The organism is Turicimonas muris (assembly GCF_002221595.1).
In the GTDB taxonomy this organism is placed as follows: domain Bacteria; phylum Pseudomonadota; class Gammaproteobacteria; order Burkholderiales; family Burkholderiaceae_F; genus Turicimonas; species Turicimonas muris.
This window is the reverse complement of record NZ_NHMP01000004.1, coordinates 318,799-334,904: the sequence shown is the minus strand read 5'-3', so window position 1 is coordinate 334,904 and position 16,106 is coordinate 318,799. Positions and strand designations below refer to the sequence as shown.

At 47.1% G+C, this 16,106-nt stretch carries 15 protein-coding genes; 14 read left to right on the top strand and 1 reads right to left on the bottom strand.

Annotated elements, in window-relative coordinates:
- Positions 1 to 738 (top strand): deoxyguanosinetriphosphate triphosphohydrolase family protein (locus ADH67_RS08585; protein ID WP_473826331.1); only part of this gene is annotated, 738 nt, incomplete at its 5' end.
- A gap of 81 nt (positions 739 to 819) precedes the next feature.
- On the opposite strand, the gene ADH67_RS08580 is transcribed toward ADH67_RS08585, so the two are convergent.
- The gene (locus ADH67_RS08580) at positions 820 to 1,467 is read right to left on the bottom strand and encodes a LysE family translocator (protein WP_066595414.1); all 648 of its coding nucleotides are present in this window, start codon (positions 1,465 to 1,467) and stop codon (positions 820 to 822) included.
- A 110-nt stretch (positions 1,468 to 1,577) separates the two neighbouring features.
- Here ADH67_RS08580 and ADH67_RS08575 point away from each other — a divergent pair, with 110 nt between their 5' ends.
- The 13 genes from ADH67_RS08575 to ADH67_RS08515 all read left to right on the top strand — a co-directional run bounded on the left by ADH67_RS08575 (position 1,578) and on the right by ADH67_RS08515 (position 16,105).
- Positions 1,578 to 2,474 (top strand): LysR family transcriptional regulator, encoded by an 897-nt coding sequence (locus tag ADH67_RS08575; RefSeq protein WP_066595413.1) that lies wholly within the window; start codon positions 1,578 to 1,580, stop codon positions 2,472 to 2,474.
- 111 nt (positions 2,475 to 2,585) lie between these two features.
- On the top strand, positions 2,586 to 3,284 hold the full coding sequence (locus tag ADH67_RS08570) for a hypothetical protein (RefSeq protein WP_066595409.1): 699 nt from the start codon (positions 2,586 to 2,588) through the stop codon (positions 3,282 to 3,284).
- Between the two features lie 142 nt (positions 3,285 to 3,426).
- Positions 3,427 to 8,103: a glutamate synthase-related protein gene (locus ADH67_RS08565; RefSeq protein ID WP_066595407.1), complete on the top strand. Its 4,677-nt coding sequence runs from the start codon at positions 3,427 to 3,429 to the stop codon at positions 8,101 to 8,103.
- A gap of 2 nt (positions 8,104 to 8,105) precedes the next feature.
- Positions 8,106 to 9,575 carry a glutamate synthase subunit beta gene (locus tag ADH67_RS08560; RefSeq protein ID WP_066595405.1) on the top strand — a complete coding sequence of 490 codons (1,470 nt, stop codon included), beginning with the start codon at positions 8,106 to 8,108 and terminating at the stop codon, positions 9,573 to 9,575.
- Positions 9,576 to 9,590: 15 nt separating this feature from the next.
- Positions 9,591 to 10,055 carry an acyl-CoA thioesterase gene (locus ADH67_RS08555; RefSeq protein ID WP_066595399.1) on the top strand — a complete coding sequence of 155 codons (465 nt, stop codon included), beginning with the start codon at positions 9,591 to 9,593 and terminating at the stop codon, positions 10,053 to 10,055.
- 146 nt (positions 10,056 to 10,201) lie between these two features.
- Positions 10,202 to 11,719, top strand: a complete 1,518-nt coding sequence (locus ADH67_RS08550) for an FAD-dependent oxidoreductase (RefSeq protein WP_066595398.1) — start codon at positions 10,202 to 10,204, stop codon at positions 11,717 to 11,719.
- Between the two features lie 193 nt (positions 11,720 to 11,912).
- Positions 11,913 to 12,215, top strand: a complete 303-nt coding sequence (locus ADH67_RS08545) for an AAA family ATPase (RefSeq protein WP_084081576.1) — start codon at positions 11,913 to 11,915, stop codon at positions 12,213 to 12,215.
- Positions 12,146 to 12,328 carry a PD-(D/E)XK nuclease domain-containing protein gene (locus ADH67_RS08540; RefSeq protein WP_066595397.1) on the top strand — a complete coding sequence of 61 codons (183 nt, stop codon included), beginning with the start codon at positions 12,146 to 12,148 and terminating at the stop codon, positions 12,326 to 12,328. Before ADH67_RS08545 ends, ADH67_RS08540 begins: the two co-directional genes overlap by 70 nt.
- A gap of 324 nt (positions 12,329 to 12,652) precedes the next feature.
- On the top strand, positions 12,653 to 13,423 hold the full coding sequence (locus ADH67_RS08535) for an ABC transporter ATP-binding protein (protein WP_277017739.1): 771 nt from the start codon (positions 12,653 to 12,655) through the stop codon (positions 13,421 to 13,423).
- Positions 13,420 to 14,208 carry a lipid asymmetry maintenance ABC transporter permease subunit MlaE gene (mlaE, locus tag ADH67_RS08530; protein ID WP_066595396.1) on the top strand — a complete coding sequence of 263 codons (789 nt, stop codon included), beginning with the start codon at positions 13,420 to 13,422 and terminating at the stop codon, positions 14,206 to 14,208. The genes ADH67_RS08535 and mlaE overlap by 4 nt, the downstream gene beginning before the upstream one ends.
- Positions 14,209 to 14,221: 13 nt before the next feature.
- Entirely contained in the window at positions 14,222 to 14,695 is a 474-nt protein-coding gene (gene mlaD / locus ADH67_RS08525) for an outer membrane lipid asymmetry maintenance protein MlaD (protein ID WP_066595395.1), read from the top strand.
- A gap of 10 nt (positions 14,696 to 14,705) precedes the next feature.
- Positions 14,706 to 15,494 (top strand): MlaA family lipoprotein, encoded by a 789-nt coding sequence (locus ADH67_RS08520; RefSeq protein WP_066595391.1) that lies wholly within the window; start codon positions 14,706 to 14,708, stop codon positions 15,492 to 15,494.
- Complete coding sequence (locus ADH67_RS08515) at positions 15,491 to 16,105, top strand: MlaC/ttg2D family ABC transporter substrate-binding protein (protein WP_066595389.1); 615 nt, start codon at positions 15,491 to 15,493, stop codon at positions 16,103 to 16,105. Before ADH67_RS08520 ends, ADH67_RS08515 begins: the two co-directional genes overlap by 4 nt.
- The last annotated feature ends 1 nt before the right edge of the window (position 16,106 follow it).

Here is a 16,106-nt window from a genome sequence, read left to right as displayed (position 1 = left end):
TTTGCTATCTGCTTCTTTCAGCCTGTACATCACTGCACACACCTTGCAGATTCGCTAGCTCTTCCCACTAGCGGGCGAGCTCGGGACTTTCACCCTTTAGATTGCACTCATGCCGAGCACACAAAAACTCAGCCGAGCTTGGAAGCTCAGCTCGTTAATATTGCGGATGCGATTGCCTATAGTACGCATGATATGGACGACGGGTTGAGATGCGGACTGTTGACGCACAAAGAACTGTTTGAGAACGTCCCGATTTACAGAAAGTTTTTTGAAGAAGTTGAGAAACAATATCCCGGGCTTTCGATCAGAAGAAGCCAAAAAGAAGTTGTCAGAAGAGTAATTGGTTACTTAGTCGATGACTTAGTGACTAACAGTTCCGAAAAGATTCAAGGAGAAACCTTGAAGTCTGTGCAGGACGTCAGAAATCTTCAATACCCTCTAATTGCTTTCTCTGATGAGGGAATTGCTCAGATGAGAGTCTTAAAGAGTTATCTGATGCAAGCCCTGTATAAACATTATCAGGTTCTCCGGGTAATGAATAAGTCTTCTCGAGTCATTCAAAAACTCTTTGAGCAATTTACTTCTTACCCGGAACTGCTTCCTCCAAGCTTTTACGAAAAAGCCATTAACGGGGGCGTCCAAAGGGCCGTGGCCGATTACATTGCAGGAATGACCGACCGCTACGCTGTTAAAGAATACGAGAGAGTGTTTAATCCTTCCTACGAGGCATCAAATTAAACAAAAAGAAAAGGTTGATTAAAACGGTCAGCCTGATGAGGTTGACGGCCCGACAAAGCTTAATCTCGGGCCTTTTTCTGCTTAAACCAGTCCGTAAAGATGAAGCATTACGGAGCCGCCGATACCCCAGAAAAGAAAGGCGCTTATCTTATTAAGGTAGAAAGAGAATTTCGGCCCCATCCATCGGTCGGAGGCCATGGCAGCACTGTAGCTGTAGGCGATATGAACCAGCCAGCAGATAAAAACAAAGAGTGCGATAAGAATTGTAATTTGCGGCAGGTACGCTTGCTTCGGATCGATAAACTGCGGCATCAATGAAAGAAGAAAAACAATCAGCATGGGATTGCTGATCTGCAAGACTGCTGCGCTGGCGAGAATGCTCCAGTTTCTTGTTTTTTGTTCCGTTGGATCTAATGGTGTGCCGAGGCGATCTTTGAGAGAAAGTGCCGGAGCCTTCCAGCTCTTCCATCCGAACCAAGCCATGAGCAGGCATCCGCCAGTCTGTAGGCCGTAGAAAAGAACAGGACTGTTATTAATCACTGCGCCCATGCCGCTGGCGGCAATGACGGACATGACGGCTACTCCGAGGGCATTGCCTGTCGGCGACATAAAGGCATTTTTAACGCCGTAATTAACGGCATTATGTAAGGTGTATAAAACGCCCGCGCCTGGAGTAACGCAGGTGATGAAAACAACGACTAAAAAAAGACCTAATGTGCTGAGGGACATGATTTTTCTTCTCTCCTTGTACGAAAAAAGTGTAGAAAAGAAAATTGCCGTTTCAGGCTTTCAGTGATTAAACTTTCTATACACAGTGTTCAAACAGTCTGACCGCAACCATGGCACATCATTTCGATCACAAAACTATCCGACAGCTTCTGCTTTTTGCGGTGGTGGCCGAGAACCAAAGCGTAAGAAAAGCAGCCGCTAAACTGAACTTATCGGTTCCTTCTTTGCTTAACCAACTCAATGAGTTAGAACAAAATCTGAATTTGAAATTTTTACGGCGTTCGCCGAGAGGCGTTTCACTTACGGAAGAAGGCAAAGCCGCGCTTCCTTCTATTGAACGTTTTATAACGCAGGCCGAGCAGCTCTACTATTCCTTAAATCAAATGCGGGAAGATTCTTGCGGGATTTTGTCGGTCGGTGCGAATGCTGAAGCGATGCTGTTCTGGGTTCCGGACTTTAAGAAACAGGTCAAGGCAGACTTTCCGAAGATTGAGATTTTTACGAAAGAAGTTGACTCGCGGGATGTAGAAATTGAGGTTTCCGAAGGTTTAATTAGTTTCGGTATTGGTCTTTTTAAGGACTTGGATGATAAGCGGCTGAGGCTGATTCCATTACGTCGGGAGCGGCCGATTATTCTATTGCCCAAGGGGCATCGGCTGACGGCAAACAGAGAAATTTACCTGAAAGATTTACGCAATGAGGAGTTTGTTTTTCATCGGAGAGAAGTGGCGTCTAAATATTTTGACGAACTGGTGCGTATATGCGAAAACATAGGAGGCTTTACGCCTCGAATCTGCCATGAAGTGCAGTCCAGTTCTCGACAGATGGCCTATGTGAGCTGCGGACAAGGCATTGCCATGTTAGGAGAATCTTTCAAGGATTGGATTCCAAAGAATATTGTCGCTAGGCCAATAGTGGACGCTCCTGCAGAAATTCAATTGTCATTAGTTTGGAATCCTTTAATTCAATCGGCTCTGCGGGACCAGGTCCTAGAGAAACTTCGTTAGGGATGGTTGCTCAAGACAGCATTCGATACGGAATTTTTGCTTAATATGCCTCGAATCGGCTCAAGACCAGATAAAATGAACAAATAAGAGTGACAGATTAAAGGAAGTTCCATGGCCCGACTAGCCAGACTCTCTCTCCCAAGCCAAGTTCATTATGTCCGTGTTTACGGTGCAGCCGACATTTCTTTGATGCCGATGTTTGAAGATTTGGATGCGATGCTCAGCTTGTTTTCCAAGGTAGTATCTTTGCATCATGTGGACATGACAGGCTATGCCATCCTTCCTTCTCAAATAGACCTCCTGATTACTCCAAGAAACTCTGCGGAGGATGTGTCTAAATTCACGCAGGCCTTCTGTCGTTTGTACTCCCGTTATTTCAATGATGCTTATCGCCGATCAGGGGCGCTTTGGCATGGAAGATTCCGCTCTTGCGTAGTTCAAGGCAAAGACCGCTGTTTAAATGCACTGCTCTATATGGAGTGGCTGCCGGAGACCAAAGGGTATCAAGAAGCGGTTTTGTACCCTTGGTCAAGCTATAGTCACCATGCCGGCCTTAGAAATGATTACTTTATGGCCCCCGGAAAAGAATATTGGGGTTTGGGCAATACTCCTTTTGAGCGTCAGAAAGCTTATAAAGTCTTATTCCCCGAAGGATATCCCAAAAGAGAAGGGGAAGATTTAGAAAAGCATCTGATCAGAGGATGGCCTTGGGCCGATCGGGAATTTCTATTAGAAAACCACGTTGAACCCAGCAGAATCTGGCCTGAAAGAGGCCGAGGAAGACCTCGAAAATCTGAAATTTCTAATTAATATGTCCCCATTTAAATATGGTAGTCTTTGAGGATTATAAATAAGAGGGACAGTTTAATAGACCTCTTGGCATTTAATGCTCCTAATTGGTTTACATTCGATTACGTTGATAAAAAATTCTCGAACAATTAGGAGCATCCCCATGACAAACATTCAGGAGATCCGTCAAAGGGCTGAGAAATTTGGACTGTATGAGTCTAAATTTGAACATGATGCCTGCGGACTCGGTTTTGTGGCTAGTGTTAAAGGAATACCAAGCCACGAAATTGTCCAACAGGCATTGATGATTCTTCAGAATTTGGATCACCGCGGTGCGGTCGGTGCCGACCCGCTGCTTGGCGACGGCGCAGGCATCTTGATTCAGATTCCTGACCAATTCTTTCGCACCGAAATGGCCAAGCAGAATATTCTGCTTCCTCAGCCCGGCGATTACGGCGTGGGTATGATTTTCCTCCCTCGAGAACATGCTTCCCGCAGAGCCTGTGAACAAGAAATCGAAAGAACCGTTAAAGCCGAAGGACAAGTTCTTCTCGGATGGAGAGATGTGCCGGTTAACGAAAATATCGAACTCTCCGAAACCGTCCGCAAAGCTGCTCCCGTTATCCGACAAATCTTTATCGGGCGCGGTGCAGATGTCATGGTGCCGAATGCTCTCGAAAGAAAGCTCTACGTTATCCGCAAGCTCGCCGGCCATAAAATCCAAGCCTTAAACTTGAAGCACGGCAAGGAATTCTATGTTCCTTCCATGTCTACCAGAACTATCGTGTACAAAGGGCTGCTCCTTGCTCATCAAGTGGGCCTCTACTACAACGATTTGATGGATGCCAGACTGACCTCTGCGATCGCTTTGGTTCACCAACGCTTCTCCACTAACACCTTCCCGAGCTGGGAGTTGGCTCATCCCTACAGAATGGTTGCCCACAACGGAGAAATCAATACCGTCAAAGGCAATTTCAATTGGCTGCGTGCCCGCGAAAGAACCGTTGCTTCCAATGTATTAGGCGATGACGTCAAGAAACTTCTTCCGATTATTTACGAAGGTCAGAGTGATACGGCATGCTTAGACAACATGCTTGAACTTCTTGTCATGAGCGGGTATCCGCTGGCCCAAGCCGTGATGATGACGATCCCGGAAGCGTGGGAGCAAGCTTCCCAAATGAAGCCGGGCCAGAAAGATTTCTATGAATACTATGCCGCCATGTTGGAGCCTTGGGACGGTCCCGCCGCCATCTGCTTTACCGACGGTGTAAGAATCGGCGCCACTTTAGATAGAAACGGTCTGCGTCCTGCAAGATATTTGCTGACCACCGACGATATTGTTATCTTGGCTTCAGAGGCCGGAACACTTCCGATCCCGGAAAGCAAGATCAAGAAAAAATGGCGTCTGCAGCCAGGCAAGATGTTCCTTGTCGATACGGAACAAGGCAGAATCGTCGAGGACGAAGAAATTAAGCGCCAATTCGCTTTAGCTAATCCGTACAAAGAGTGGACCAAGCGCCTTAACATCCATCTCTCCGACATTGTTGCGCCCGATCCAATCCCCGAACACAATCCGGTTCCTTTGCAGCAAAGACAAAAGGCTTTCGGCTACACGGAAGATGATTTGAAGTTCGTCCTCTTCCCGATGGCAGAAAAAGGCCAGGAACCTCTCGGTTCTATGGGCAACGATACGCCTCTGGCCATGCTTTCTAAGAAGTCCAAGCCGCTCTATCAGTATTTCCGTCAACTGTTTGCACAGGTCACAAATCCGCCGATTGACCCTATTCGTGAACAATTGGTGATGTCTTTGATTTCTTTCGTGGGTCCGAGACCGAACCTTCTCGATATCAACAACGTTAATCCGCCTCTTCGTTTGGAACTTTCTCAGCCCATTCTCGGCTTCAATGAAATTGCCAAGATGCGTCAAATTGAGAAGTACACCAACGGCAAGTTCAAGTCCTATGAGTTGGATATCACTTATCCTGCGGAATGGGGTGCGGAAGGCGTAGAAGCACGATTGGCTTCCATTTGCGCAAGAGCCGTGGATGCCATCCAAAACGGCAACAACATTATTATCGTGACTGACCGCAGAGTCGACAAAGATCGTGTTGCAATCCCGGCTCCTTTAGCTATCAGCGCCTTGCATCAGCATTTGATTAAAAACGGTTTGCGCATGGAGACCGGTATCATCGTTGAAACCGGCAGCGCAGTGCAGACCCATCACATGGCTTTATTAGCCGCTTTCGGTGCCGAAGCCATCCATCCGTACTTGGCTCTGGAGACTCTCAAGAAGCACTACAAGGGCAACACGGAAATTGATCCGGAAGCTGCCATTCAAAACTACATCAAGGCTATCGGGAAAGCCTTTAAGAAGATCATGAGTAAGATGGGTATCTCAACTTATATGAGTTACCGCGGCGCTCAGATTTTTGAAGCCTTGGGCTTGGAAAAAGCTTTCGTTGATCGTTACTTCCCCGGAACCAGCTGCAAAGTCGGCGGGTTGGGGATTTTTGATGTGATGCAGGAGGCCGTCAACGATCACGAAAATGCTTTCAAGAGCCCGACCAAGGGTAAGCTTCTTCCGGAATCCGGCGAGTACAACTGGCGCTCTCGCGGAGAAGAACATATGTGGACGCCGGAAGCAATTTATAAGCTCCAGCATGCCACACGTTCTAACTCTTATCAGACATACAAGGAATACGCCGAAATCATCAATGATCAGAGTCAGCGTCAGATGACTCTCAGAGGATTGATGGAATTTGAGGTGAATCCGGCCAAAGCCATTCCGGTAGATGAAGTGGAACCGGCTTCTGAAATCGTTAAGCGCTTTGCTACCGGCGCAATGTCTTTAGGCTCCATTTCCGCTGAAGCTCATGCTTGCTTGGCTATTGCGATGAACCGCATCGGCGGCAAGAGCAACACCGGTGAAGGCGGCGAAGATCCGAAGCGTTACGCAGCGGAGATGAAAGCCGGCAAGCCGATTATTGAAGAGGGCGACAGCTTGAAGAAGATTCTTGGAGAGGATCGCATTGTGGTAGATATTCCGCTTAAGAAAGGCGACTCTCTGCGCTCAAGAATTAAACAGGTTGCCAGCGGCCGCTTTGGAGTTACCGCTCAGTACCTTAACAGTGCTGATCAGATTCAGATTAAAATGAGCCAGGGTGCAAAACCGGGAGAAGGCGGTCAGCTTCCGGGCCATAAAGTTTCTGAATACATTGCTCAGCTGCGTTACTCCGTGCCGGGCGTTGGTTTGATTTCTCCGCCGCCGCACCACGACATTTACTCTATCGAAGACTTGGCTCAGCTCATCCGCGATCTGAAGATGGCTAACGACAGGGCCTCCATCAGTGTTAAGCTCGTGAGCGAACAGGGTGTTGGTACCGTGGCTGCCGGTGTAGCAAAAGCTAAGGCAGACCATATTGTTATTGCCGGCCATGACGGCGGTACCGGAGCCTCTCCGCTTTCTTCCATCAAGTTTGCCGGTACGCCTTGGGAATTAGGCTTGGCAGAAACTCAGCAGACTTTAGTTCTTAATGGTTTGAGAGACCGAGTCCGCGTCCAAGTTGACGGTCAGATCAAGACCGGCCGCGACGTTGTCGTCGGAGCTCTTCTTGGGGCCGATGAGTTTGGTTTTGCAACGGCTCCATTGGTTGTCGAAGGCTGTCTTATGATGAGAAAGTGCCATCTCAATACCTGCCCCGTTGGTATTGCTACACAAGATCCGGTTCTGCGCAAGAGATTCAAAGGCCAGCCTGAACATGTCATCAACTATTTCTTCTTCGTGGCCGAAGAAGTCAGAGAACTGATGGCCAGCTTGGGAGTAAGAAAGTTCGAAGATTTAGTCGGCCGCGTGGAGCTCTTGAAGCAGAAAGACATGGACTTAGCTAAATGCGGCAAGGTCGATCTTTCCCGCATCCTGTACGTTCCTGAAGAATCCGATCCTAAGAAAAAGCGTCACAGCATCGACATTCCTCACGGGCTTGAAAAAGAATTGGATTTCCAATTGCTTGATGCCTGCAAGCCGGCTTTAGAAAAGGGCCAGAAAGTCAGCTTCATTTCTCCGGTTAAGAATATTCACCGCTGCGTCGGAACAAAGATTTCTTCTGAAGTTGTCAGACGTTACGGCGATGAAGCTCTCCCGGACGATACTATCCACATCCAGCTTACCGGCACAGCCGGACAGTCTTTGGGCGCTTTCTTAGTTAAAGGCGTTACCCTGGATCTTGTCGGAGAAGGCAATGACTATGTCGGTAAAGGTTTGTCCGGCGGCCGCGTTATCGTCAGATGTCCGACGGATTTCCGCGGCAAGGGCGAGGAAAACATCATTGCCGGCAATACCGTTCTCTACGGTGCAACCAGCGGTGAAGCTTTCTTTAACGGCATTACCGGGGAACGTTTTGCGGTCAGATTGTCGGGAGCTTCCGCAGTAGCAGAAGGCGTCGGCAATCACGGATGTGAGTACATGACTGGGGGTACTGTGGTTGTGCTCGGTGAAGTCGGCAGAAACTTTGCGGCGGGTATGTCCGGCGGTGTGGCCTACGTGTACGACAAGGAAGGCACCTTTGCCTCTAACTGCAACATGGAAAGCGTTGAGTTGGAATCCGTCATGAGTTCTAAGGAGCAGCTTGTTTCCGGCGAACCGTCCACATGGCATCTGGGCAAGACTGACGAAGAAATTCTTCTCGATCAGATTGAGAAGCACTTCAAGTACACCGGAAGTCAGAGAGCAAGAGAAATCTTGGATGACTGGAACAGTGCCCGCCAGAAATTTATCAAGGTCTTCCCGAAAGAATATAAACAAGCCCTTATCAAGGGACTCGCTCGTCTCGCAGGAGTTTAATCATGGGTAAAACAACAGGATTTTTAGAATTTGAACGCCTCGAACAAGAGCACGAGCCGGCAGCCCAGAGAAAAACACATTTCCGTGAATTCATTACGCCGCTCAATCCCAAGGAAGCAAAGCAGCAGGCGGCTCGCTGCATGGATTGCGGCACACCGTTCTGTACGTTCAGCTGTCCTTTGCACAACATTGCGCCGGATTTTAACGACCTTGTCTATAAGGAAGACTGGGAAGCCGCTTACGAGGTTCTTTCCTCAACGAATAGTTTTCCGGAATTTACTTCTCGTGTCTGTCCGGCCCTTTGCGAAAGCGGCTGTGTTCTTAACTACACCAGCAAGCCGATGGGCGTAAAGTCGGTGGAGCGTGCAATTATTACCCACGCTTGGAACCAGGGTTGGGTCAAGCCGCAAATACCTGCTCAGCTTAACGGTAAGTCAGTAGCCGTTATCGGCAGCGGTCCTTCCGGCTTGGCTTGCGCACAGCAGCTTGCCAGAAAAGGCTACTCCGTGACGGTTTTTGAGAAGAACAGCAAAGCCGGTGGATTGCTTCGCTTCGGTATTCCTGACTTCAAGCTGGATAAGACCGTTATTGAGCGCAGAATCAGCCAGATGGAGGCCGAGGGTGTGCAATTCAGATACAACACCTATATCGGCACCGGGGGAGCACCTAAGGGCATCTGGTCTGACGCAGAAAAACATGTGGATCCCGCCGAACTTCTTCGTGATTTTGACGCGGTTGTTCTTGCCATCGGTTCGGAAGAGCCGCGGGATTTGCCTGTAAAAGGCAGAAAAGGTGCAGGTGTTCACTTCGCTATGGAGTATTTGCCTCGTCAGAACAAGATCAATGATGAAGTCCCGGTCAAAGAGGAAATCAACGCTAAGAACAAGAAAGTGCTGATTATCGGCGGCGGAGATACCGGCAGCGACTGTTTGGGAACGGCCGTTCGTCAGGGTGCGGCTGAAATTCTTCAGATCGACTTGGGTCCGCGTCCGAGCGCAGAGTACGACAAGATGAAAGTTTGGCCGCTTTGGCCTCGCATTCTCAGAACCTCTACTTCTCATGAAGAAGGGGGCGAAAGAGACTGGGCCATTATGACCAAAGAGTTTATCCGCGATAAAAAGGGTGAACTAAAAGGCATTAAGGCAGTCCGTCTGAATTGGTCAACTGATCCGGTTACTAAGAGACCGAAATTTGAAGAAATTCCGGGTTCTGAATTCGAAATCGAAGTTGATTTGGCTATCTTAGCCATGGGCTTCCTCCACCCGAATCAAGGGGTTCTGGAAGCTTTCGGAGTTGAGGCGGATCCTCGGGGCAATGCCCGCGCACAGTATGAAGGAGTAAACTCATTCTCTACAAATGTGCCTAAAGTCTTTGCGGCAGGAGACTGCCGAAGAGGGCAGAGCTTAGTAGTTTGGGCACTTGCGGAAGGTCGCCGTTGTGCTGAGGCGGTAGACCGTTATTTAAGCGCTTAATGAAAAAGGAACGGAATGAACAGAGTATTTGCCTATCCAATTGTTGTCGGACCGGAGTCCATTGATGTGATGAAGCACACCAACAACAAGGAATATCTCAGATGGATGGAAGAAGCTGCTACAGCACATTCTTCGCTCCTCGGTTGGAATACCGAGAGATATTTCAAAATCGGACAGGCGTTTGTGGCTAAGGCGCACTGGATCGAATATCTGCGTCCGACTTTCTTGGGCGACAGACTGACGATGTACACCTGGGTGGAAAACATGCAGGATAAGACGAGCTTGCGCCGCTTTTATCTGATGAGAGATAAGAAGGTATGCATGCTTGGGGCTACCCAGTGGGCTTTTATCGATATCGAGACGGGGCGCGGCCAAAGTATTCCGGAAGAGGTTTCTTCTTCGTTCTTTTGTGTTCCGAGCAGCGACAAAGAGCTTAAAGAGCTCGGAATAAAAACGATTTTATTCAAAGCTGCGATTTAGCGCCTTTTTGTAAGAAGGACCTGGTTGCCATTGAGGTTTTCCAGGTCTTTTTCTAGTCGCTTTTCAAAGTGTTAGCTGTTTTACATAGTCAGAAAATTGACTTTGCTAATCTTCTCTTATATCTCAAGAACAAGGAGAAGATCACAATGAATAAACCCGTCGTAACAGCATTAGCTGCCGCTCTTGCTATCAGTTTGGGAACAATCTCTTATGCAGCTGACCACAAGGTCAACACGGACTTGGTCGTTGTGGGAGCCGGTTCCGCTGGCTTGAGTGCAGCTGTTCAAGGTGCGGAATTAGGCAAGAAGGTTGTTCTTCTTGAAAAGAATCCGTTTGTAGGCGGCAATTCTCAGCATGCCGAAGGCTTGTTTGCCGTCGATTCCGAATGGAACCGTCTGCGCGGTGATCCTTTGACTCGCCAGCAGGCTTATGAAGCCTTTATTCAAAAGCAAAACCATATGGTTGATCCATACAAAAATAAAGACTTCGTAGAAGGTTCCGCTGAAAATATTGAGTGGCTGGCTTCCCATGGCATCGAATTTGAAGTCAGACGCGAAACTCCATTGAAAGATAATACCTGGCATATTATTAAGAACTTCAAAGGCACAGACCATGGTGCCGGCCTGATTAAAGGCTTGAAAGAAGCTGCCGACAAACTTGGCGTAGATACAAAACTTGCTACTCCGGCCGTTGATTTAATCACCAAAGACGGCAAGGTTGTGGGCGTTATCGCCAAGGATGCTAAAGGTGACACTTACACCATCAACTCTAAGGCAGTCATTCTTGCTTCCGGAAGCTTCGGTGACGATCCTCAGAAAGTAAAAGATTGGGGCCATAGAGATCCTGAAGGCTGGAAGTCCTCCGTTCCCGTTAATAAGACCGGCGACGGCATTGTGATGGCCATGAAAGCCGGTGCTGAAAGAGGTCCTGTCAGCTTTATCGGCCATTTGGGAACCGAAGGCAAAGGCATTAAGTTCTTAAGCAACTTGTACGGTGTTTCTTGGCAGCCGGGAAATTTGTGGGTTAACAGATTGGGTCAGCGCTTTACTGACGAATCTACCTGCAACGCCTTCAGTGAAGCTGCAAACGCAATTTATGTACAACCGGGTCACTATGGCTGGGCTATCTTTGATGAAAACTCCGTCGATTATTTGATGAACAAAGGTGCTGATTCCGGTATCGGCGTATTAGTTCCAATCGGAACGAAGTACACCAATCTGAAGAACGATATCAAAGACGCATTGGCAGCTGACAGCGACGGCTTCAAAGAAGCTGATTCAGTAGCCGCTTTGGCTAAAGCTATTAACGTTCCGGCAGAGACCCTCGAAAAGACAGTCGCTAAGTACAACAAGACATGCGAACTCCAGCATGATCCGATGTTCTTGAAAGACCGCCGTTATCTCAGACCGCTTACCGGTAAGAAGCTCTATGCGTTGAAGCTTAAATCCTATTTCTTCAGCGCCTATGGCGGCTTGATTACTAACAGAGACCACCAAGTTTTAACAAAAGACAGCAAGCCGATTCCGGGTCTTTATGCTGCAGGCTTGGAAGTTTCCAATATGGTTGGACCAACATATCCGGACTTCTTCTCCGGTCATGCTTTCGGATTTGCTTCTTATTCCGGCCGTCATGCCGCTAAGAATGCTGTTGAAGCCATGAAGTAATTTTTGTTCTTTGATTTGAGGCCGCTTCTGAGGTCCTACGTGGATGGGCAGAAGCGGTTTTTTATTGTCCAACTTTCGGAATGGCTGGAGAAGTCCGGAAAGTTGGTGAGCCGAGAAACAGCAAAAATTTCTCAGGGTTGCCTGAATGATTTACGATAGAACTTACAGTTAAAACGCAAATCAACCTAAGCTCATGAGCCTTCCTAGGCCTCTTCCGCTGGGCAACTCTTCTTTCTCAAGAATTAAGGTTGCAGGCCAAATCTATGTTGATAAAACTCGTTTGATTTTTGATTTGTCTTCAAAAAAGGAGAAGTTCCTCTTAACTCGTCCGAGAAGATTTGGAAAATCACTTCTCATCTCGACGTTTGAGTCCTTGTTTAAGTTTGGGCTGAGAGATTTTCGCGGTTTAGAAGCAGATATTGGGTCATGGAGTTTAAATGCGCGGAAAGAGCAGAGAATGCCTCAAAGAAGCTGGAAGAAGCAGTTTCTCAACTGAATGAAGAGAATTATCGTCTTCAAAGACGTGACGCAGAAATTATCCGTTTCGTCTTGGTATTCAGTCTCGAGAAAAGAGAGTATGTGGAATGGAAAGCCTTTAGAAGTGTTTGATGAAACCTGCTGACGAAAATCTCGTCTGCACGCCTGATTGAAAAGAAACACTGCAATTGAAAAGAAATCTTTTTGTTGGGTCTTAATAGCCGAAAACTTTTTGTATACATCAGATCAAAACCGGCAAATACGGATGGTAGATTCATTCAGCAACACTTTAGGATTTGAAAAGAAACTTATTGAATCTATTTCCTATTCGGACTCCTGAACAGTTTTCATTGTGGCATAATCAGCCCAAGACTGAACGTGCATTCAGTCTTTTATTTTTTAGTACTTTACTGGCTTGTTATGAAAAAGGGAGACACTTTATTAGATATTAAGAATATGAGTTTTTCTTATGGAGAACGCATCATTCTTGATGACGTGGACCTCTCTTTTAAGTTGGGTTCCGTCGTGGCAATCATGGGCGGATCCGGCATGGGTAAGACAACCCTGCTAAAACTCATCGGAGGCCTTTTAACGCCCCAGAAGGGGACGGTGACATTTGCCGGTCAGAAGGTCGATACTTCCGATTCAGCAGCCCTCTACAAAATTAGAAGAAGCATGGGAATGCTTTTTCAATTCGGCGCGTTATTTACTGACATGACGGTCTTTGATAACGTTGCTTTCCCTCTTAGAGAACAAACCAATCTTTCCGAAGAACTTATTCGCTCGCTGGTTTTGATGAAGCTGGACGCGGTGGGGCTAAGAGGAGCTGCTTCTCTTTATCCTGCGGAAATTTCCGGCGGGATGAGCCGAAGAGTGGCCTTGGCCAGAACAATCGCTTTGGATCCTCTGCTGATTATGTATGACGAACCGTTTGCAGGTTTGGATCCGATTTCCATGGGTGTGACATCTCAATTGATAAGAAAGCTCAATGATGCTTTGGGCTCAACCAGCATTATTGTTACCCATGACGTGGCCGAGACCTTCGAAATTGCTGACTACGTTTACATGATTTCAAGCGGAAAAATCGCGGCCCAAGGTACTCCGGAAGAACTTCGTCATAGTCAAGATCCTTTTGTGGTCCAATTTATCAACGGGCTGCCTGACGGTCCTGTTAAATTCCAATATCCCGCACCGCCGTTTTCAAAAGATTTAGGACTCGAAGCATGAACATTTATAACAAAATAGCTAGCCTGGGAGGGTGGAGTCTGGAGAAGATACAAGAACTCGGAAAGTTTGGAGTCTTCAGTTTTCGTCTTTTTAAAAATTTAGGCTCCGCCTTTGTTAATTTTCAGTCCACAATCCGCCAAATTTTCTTTGTTGGTAATTACTCACTCGTAATTATTCTCGTCAGCGGCTTGTTCGTAGGCTTTGTCCTCGGTCTTCAGGGAGATTATGTTCTTTCTACCTACGGAAGCGAACAGGCTCTGGGCGTTTTAGTTGCACTTTCTTTGCTTAGAGAGCTTGGCCCGGTGGTCACCGCATTGCTGTTTGCAGGACGGGCCGGAACTTCTTTGACGGCAGAAATTGGTTTGATGAATGCGGGCGAACAGCTTTCCGCCATGGAAATGATGGGCGTCGATCCCGTTAAGCAGGTTCTTGAACCTCGTTTCTTGGCTGTTGTAATTTCAATGCCGCTGCTGGCAATTCTGTTTTCTGCCGTGGGCATCATCGGCGGCTGGATTGTTGCTGTTCCAATGATTGGTTTGGACAGCGGAGCATTCTGGTCACAAATGCAAGCCGGTGTCGCTCTGTGGGAAGACATTGGCAACGGAATTCTTAAATCTTTCTTCTTTGGTCTTGCTGTAGGTTTAATTTCTCTGTACGAGGGTTATACGGCTCGTCCCACACCGGAGGGTGTATCTCGGGCGACAACCAAGACTGTTGTTATTTCTTCACTGGTTGTACTGGGGCTCGACTTTATGTTGACCGCTCTCATGTTTACTAGTTCTTAAGGTTGGCTTCTATATGCAAAACAATACTAAAGTTAACTTTTTTGTAGGCCTGTTCGTATTATTCGCTGCAGTAGGCCTGCTTTTTCTAGCCTTGCAGGCCTCAAACCTCACATCTTTTACCTCAGGTAAAACTTACGAAGTGACTGCCTATTTCGACAATATCGGAGGATTAAAGGTCAGGGCTCCTGTCAGAAGTGCCGGTGTTACCGTCGGAAGAGTCAAGAGTATTTCTTATGACAACAATAAATTTGAAGCCAAGTTAGTGCTTGGTATAGAAAGTAAGTACCAATTTCCCGAAGATACTTCGGCTAAAATTTTGACCAGTGGGTTAATTGGAGAACAATATATTGGCTTGCAGCCCGGCTCTGAAGAAGAGAACCTGAAAAACGGCTCTCAAATCTTATACACCCAGAGCGCAGTTGTTCTTGAGAATCTGATTAGTCAGTTCCTCTTTAACAAGGCAGAGGAAAACAACGGGGGCAAGTAAGGAGATTTCTATGAAAAATAATAAATTATTGGCAGCCGCTGTGTTGACAGGCACCATGCTTTTAAGCGGATGTGCTTCTGTTCCGGATGGTGCCGGCTCAAATCCTAAAGACCCCTGGGAGGCAATGAACCGCCAAACCTTTGCATTTAACCAAGGATTTGATACGGTGATTTCAAGACCTTTGGCAAAAGGTTATCAGTTCATTACACCGAAACCGGTTAGAGAAAGCGTAACACGCGTATTCAAGAATACGATGGAGCCGGCTAACGCAGTCAACAACGTAATGCAAGGCAAAGTCGAAGATGGAATCCTTTCTTTATTCCGTTTAATGATTAACTCTACTGTCGGGGTTGCAGGGATTTTTGACGTAGCCCAGGAAGTTGGAATCGAACGCAAGGAAGAAGACGTTGGTCAGACATTGGCTGTATGGGGTATATCCAGCGGTCCTTTCTTAGTTATTCCAATTATCGGACCGTCTACTGTGCGTGACGGTATTGCACTTGTCCCTGAAGTTTTCTTAGACCCGAATACCTATATCGGAAATCCGGCCACTAAATGGTCTTGGTGGGGAGGAAAATACGTTAGTGCAAGAGAAAGGCTTCTTCCTGTAACGGACATGCTTGATGATGCAATCGATCCGTACGTTGCAATGAGGAATGCTTATTTGCAGTCTCGCCAGTCAGCAATTCAGGACGGAGATGAACCCGCGGTAATTCCGGCTTCTTCCATGCTTGATCCATTTGCAGAGGACGATGAACCGGATACCAAAGCTGCGCCTACAAAGGACGGTAAAAAATGAAAAATTTAGGAAAGTTATTAGTTACTTTTGTTTTGACACTGTGTGCAGCAGTATCTTTCGCATCTGTTAACTTGACCAATCCGCCGGAGCAAGTGATTACTGAAGTTACAGACGAAGTTTTAACCCAGATTAGAAATCATCCGGAACTTCAAAAAGAAGATCCTTCTGCAATCAACAACTTAGTTGATAAGCACATTCTTCCCTACTCTGACTTCCCTCGCATGACACGTATGGCAGTGGGTCCTCAATGGAGAAATGCCACTCCAGAGCAAAAGGAAGAGATTCAGACTTTGTTTAGAAAGCTGTTGATTGCCGTTTACTCCGGTGCTTTGAAGGAAGCTTCCGATTACTCTATGCAGCTTGGCAGAAACAACATCAATCCGAATGAAAAGGTGGTGTTGGTCAGAACTAAGCTTACAGCTTCACAAAGAGAACCGATTCAGCTCGATTATCGTCTCCTGAAGACAAAAGATAATGAATGGAAGGTTTTTGACGTAAATGTCGGTGGCGTCTGGCTCGTTGAAAACTACCGCAGCCAATTCGCCTCTGTTATTTCAAACGGCGGCATTAACGGGTTGATTACTGAACTTAGAAAGAAAGCTAATAAATAAC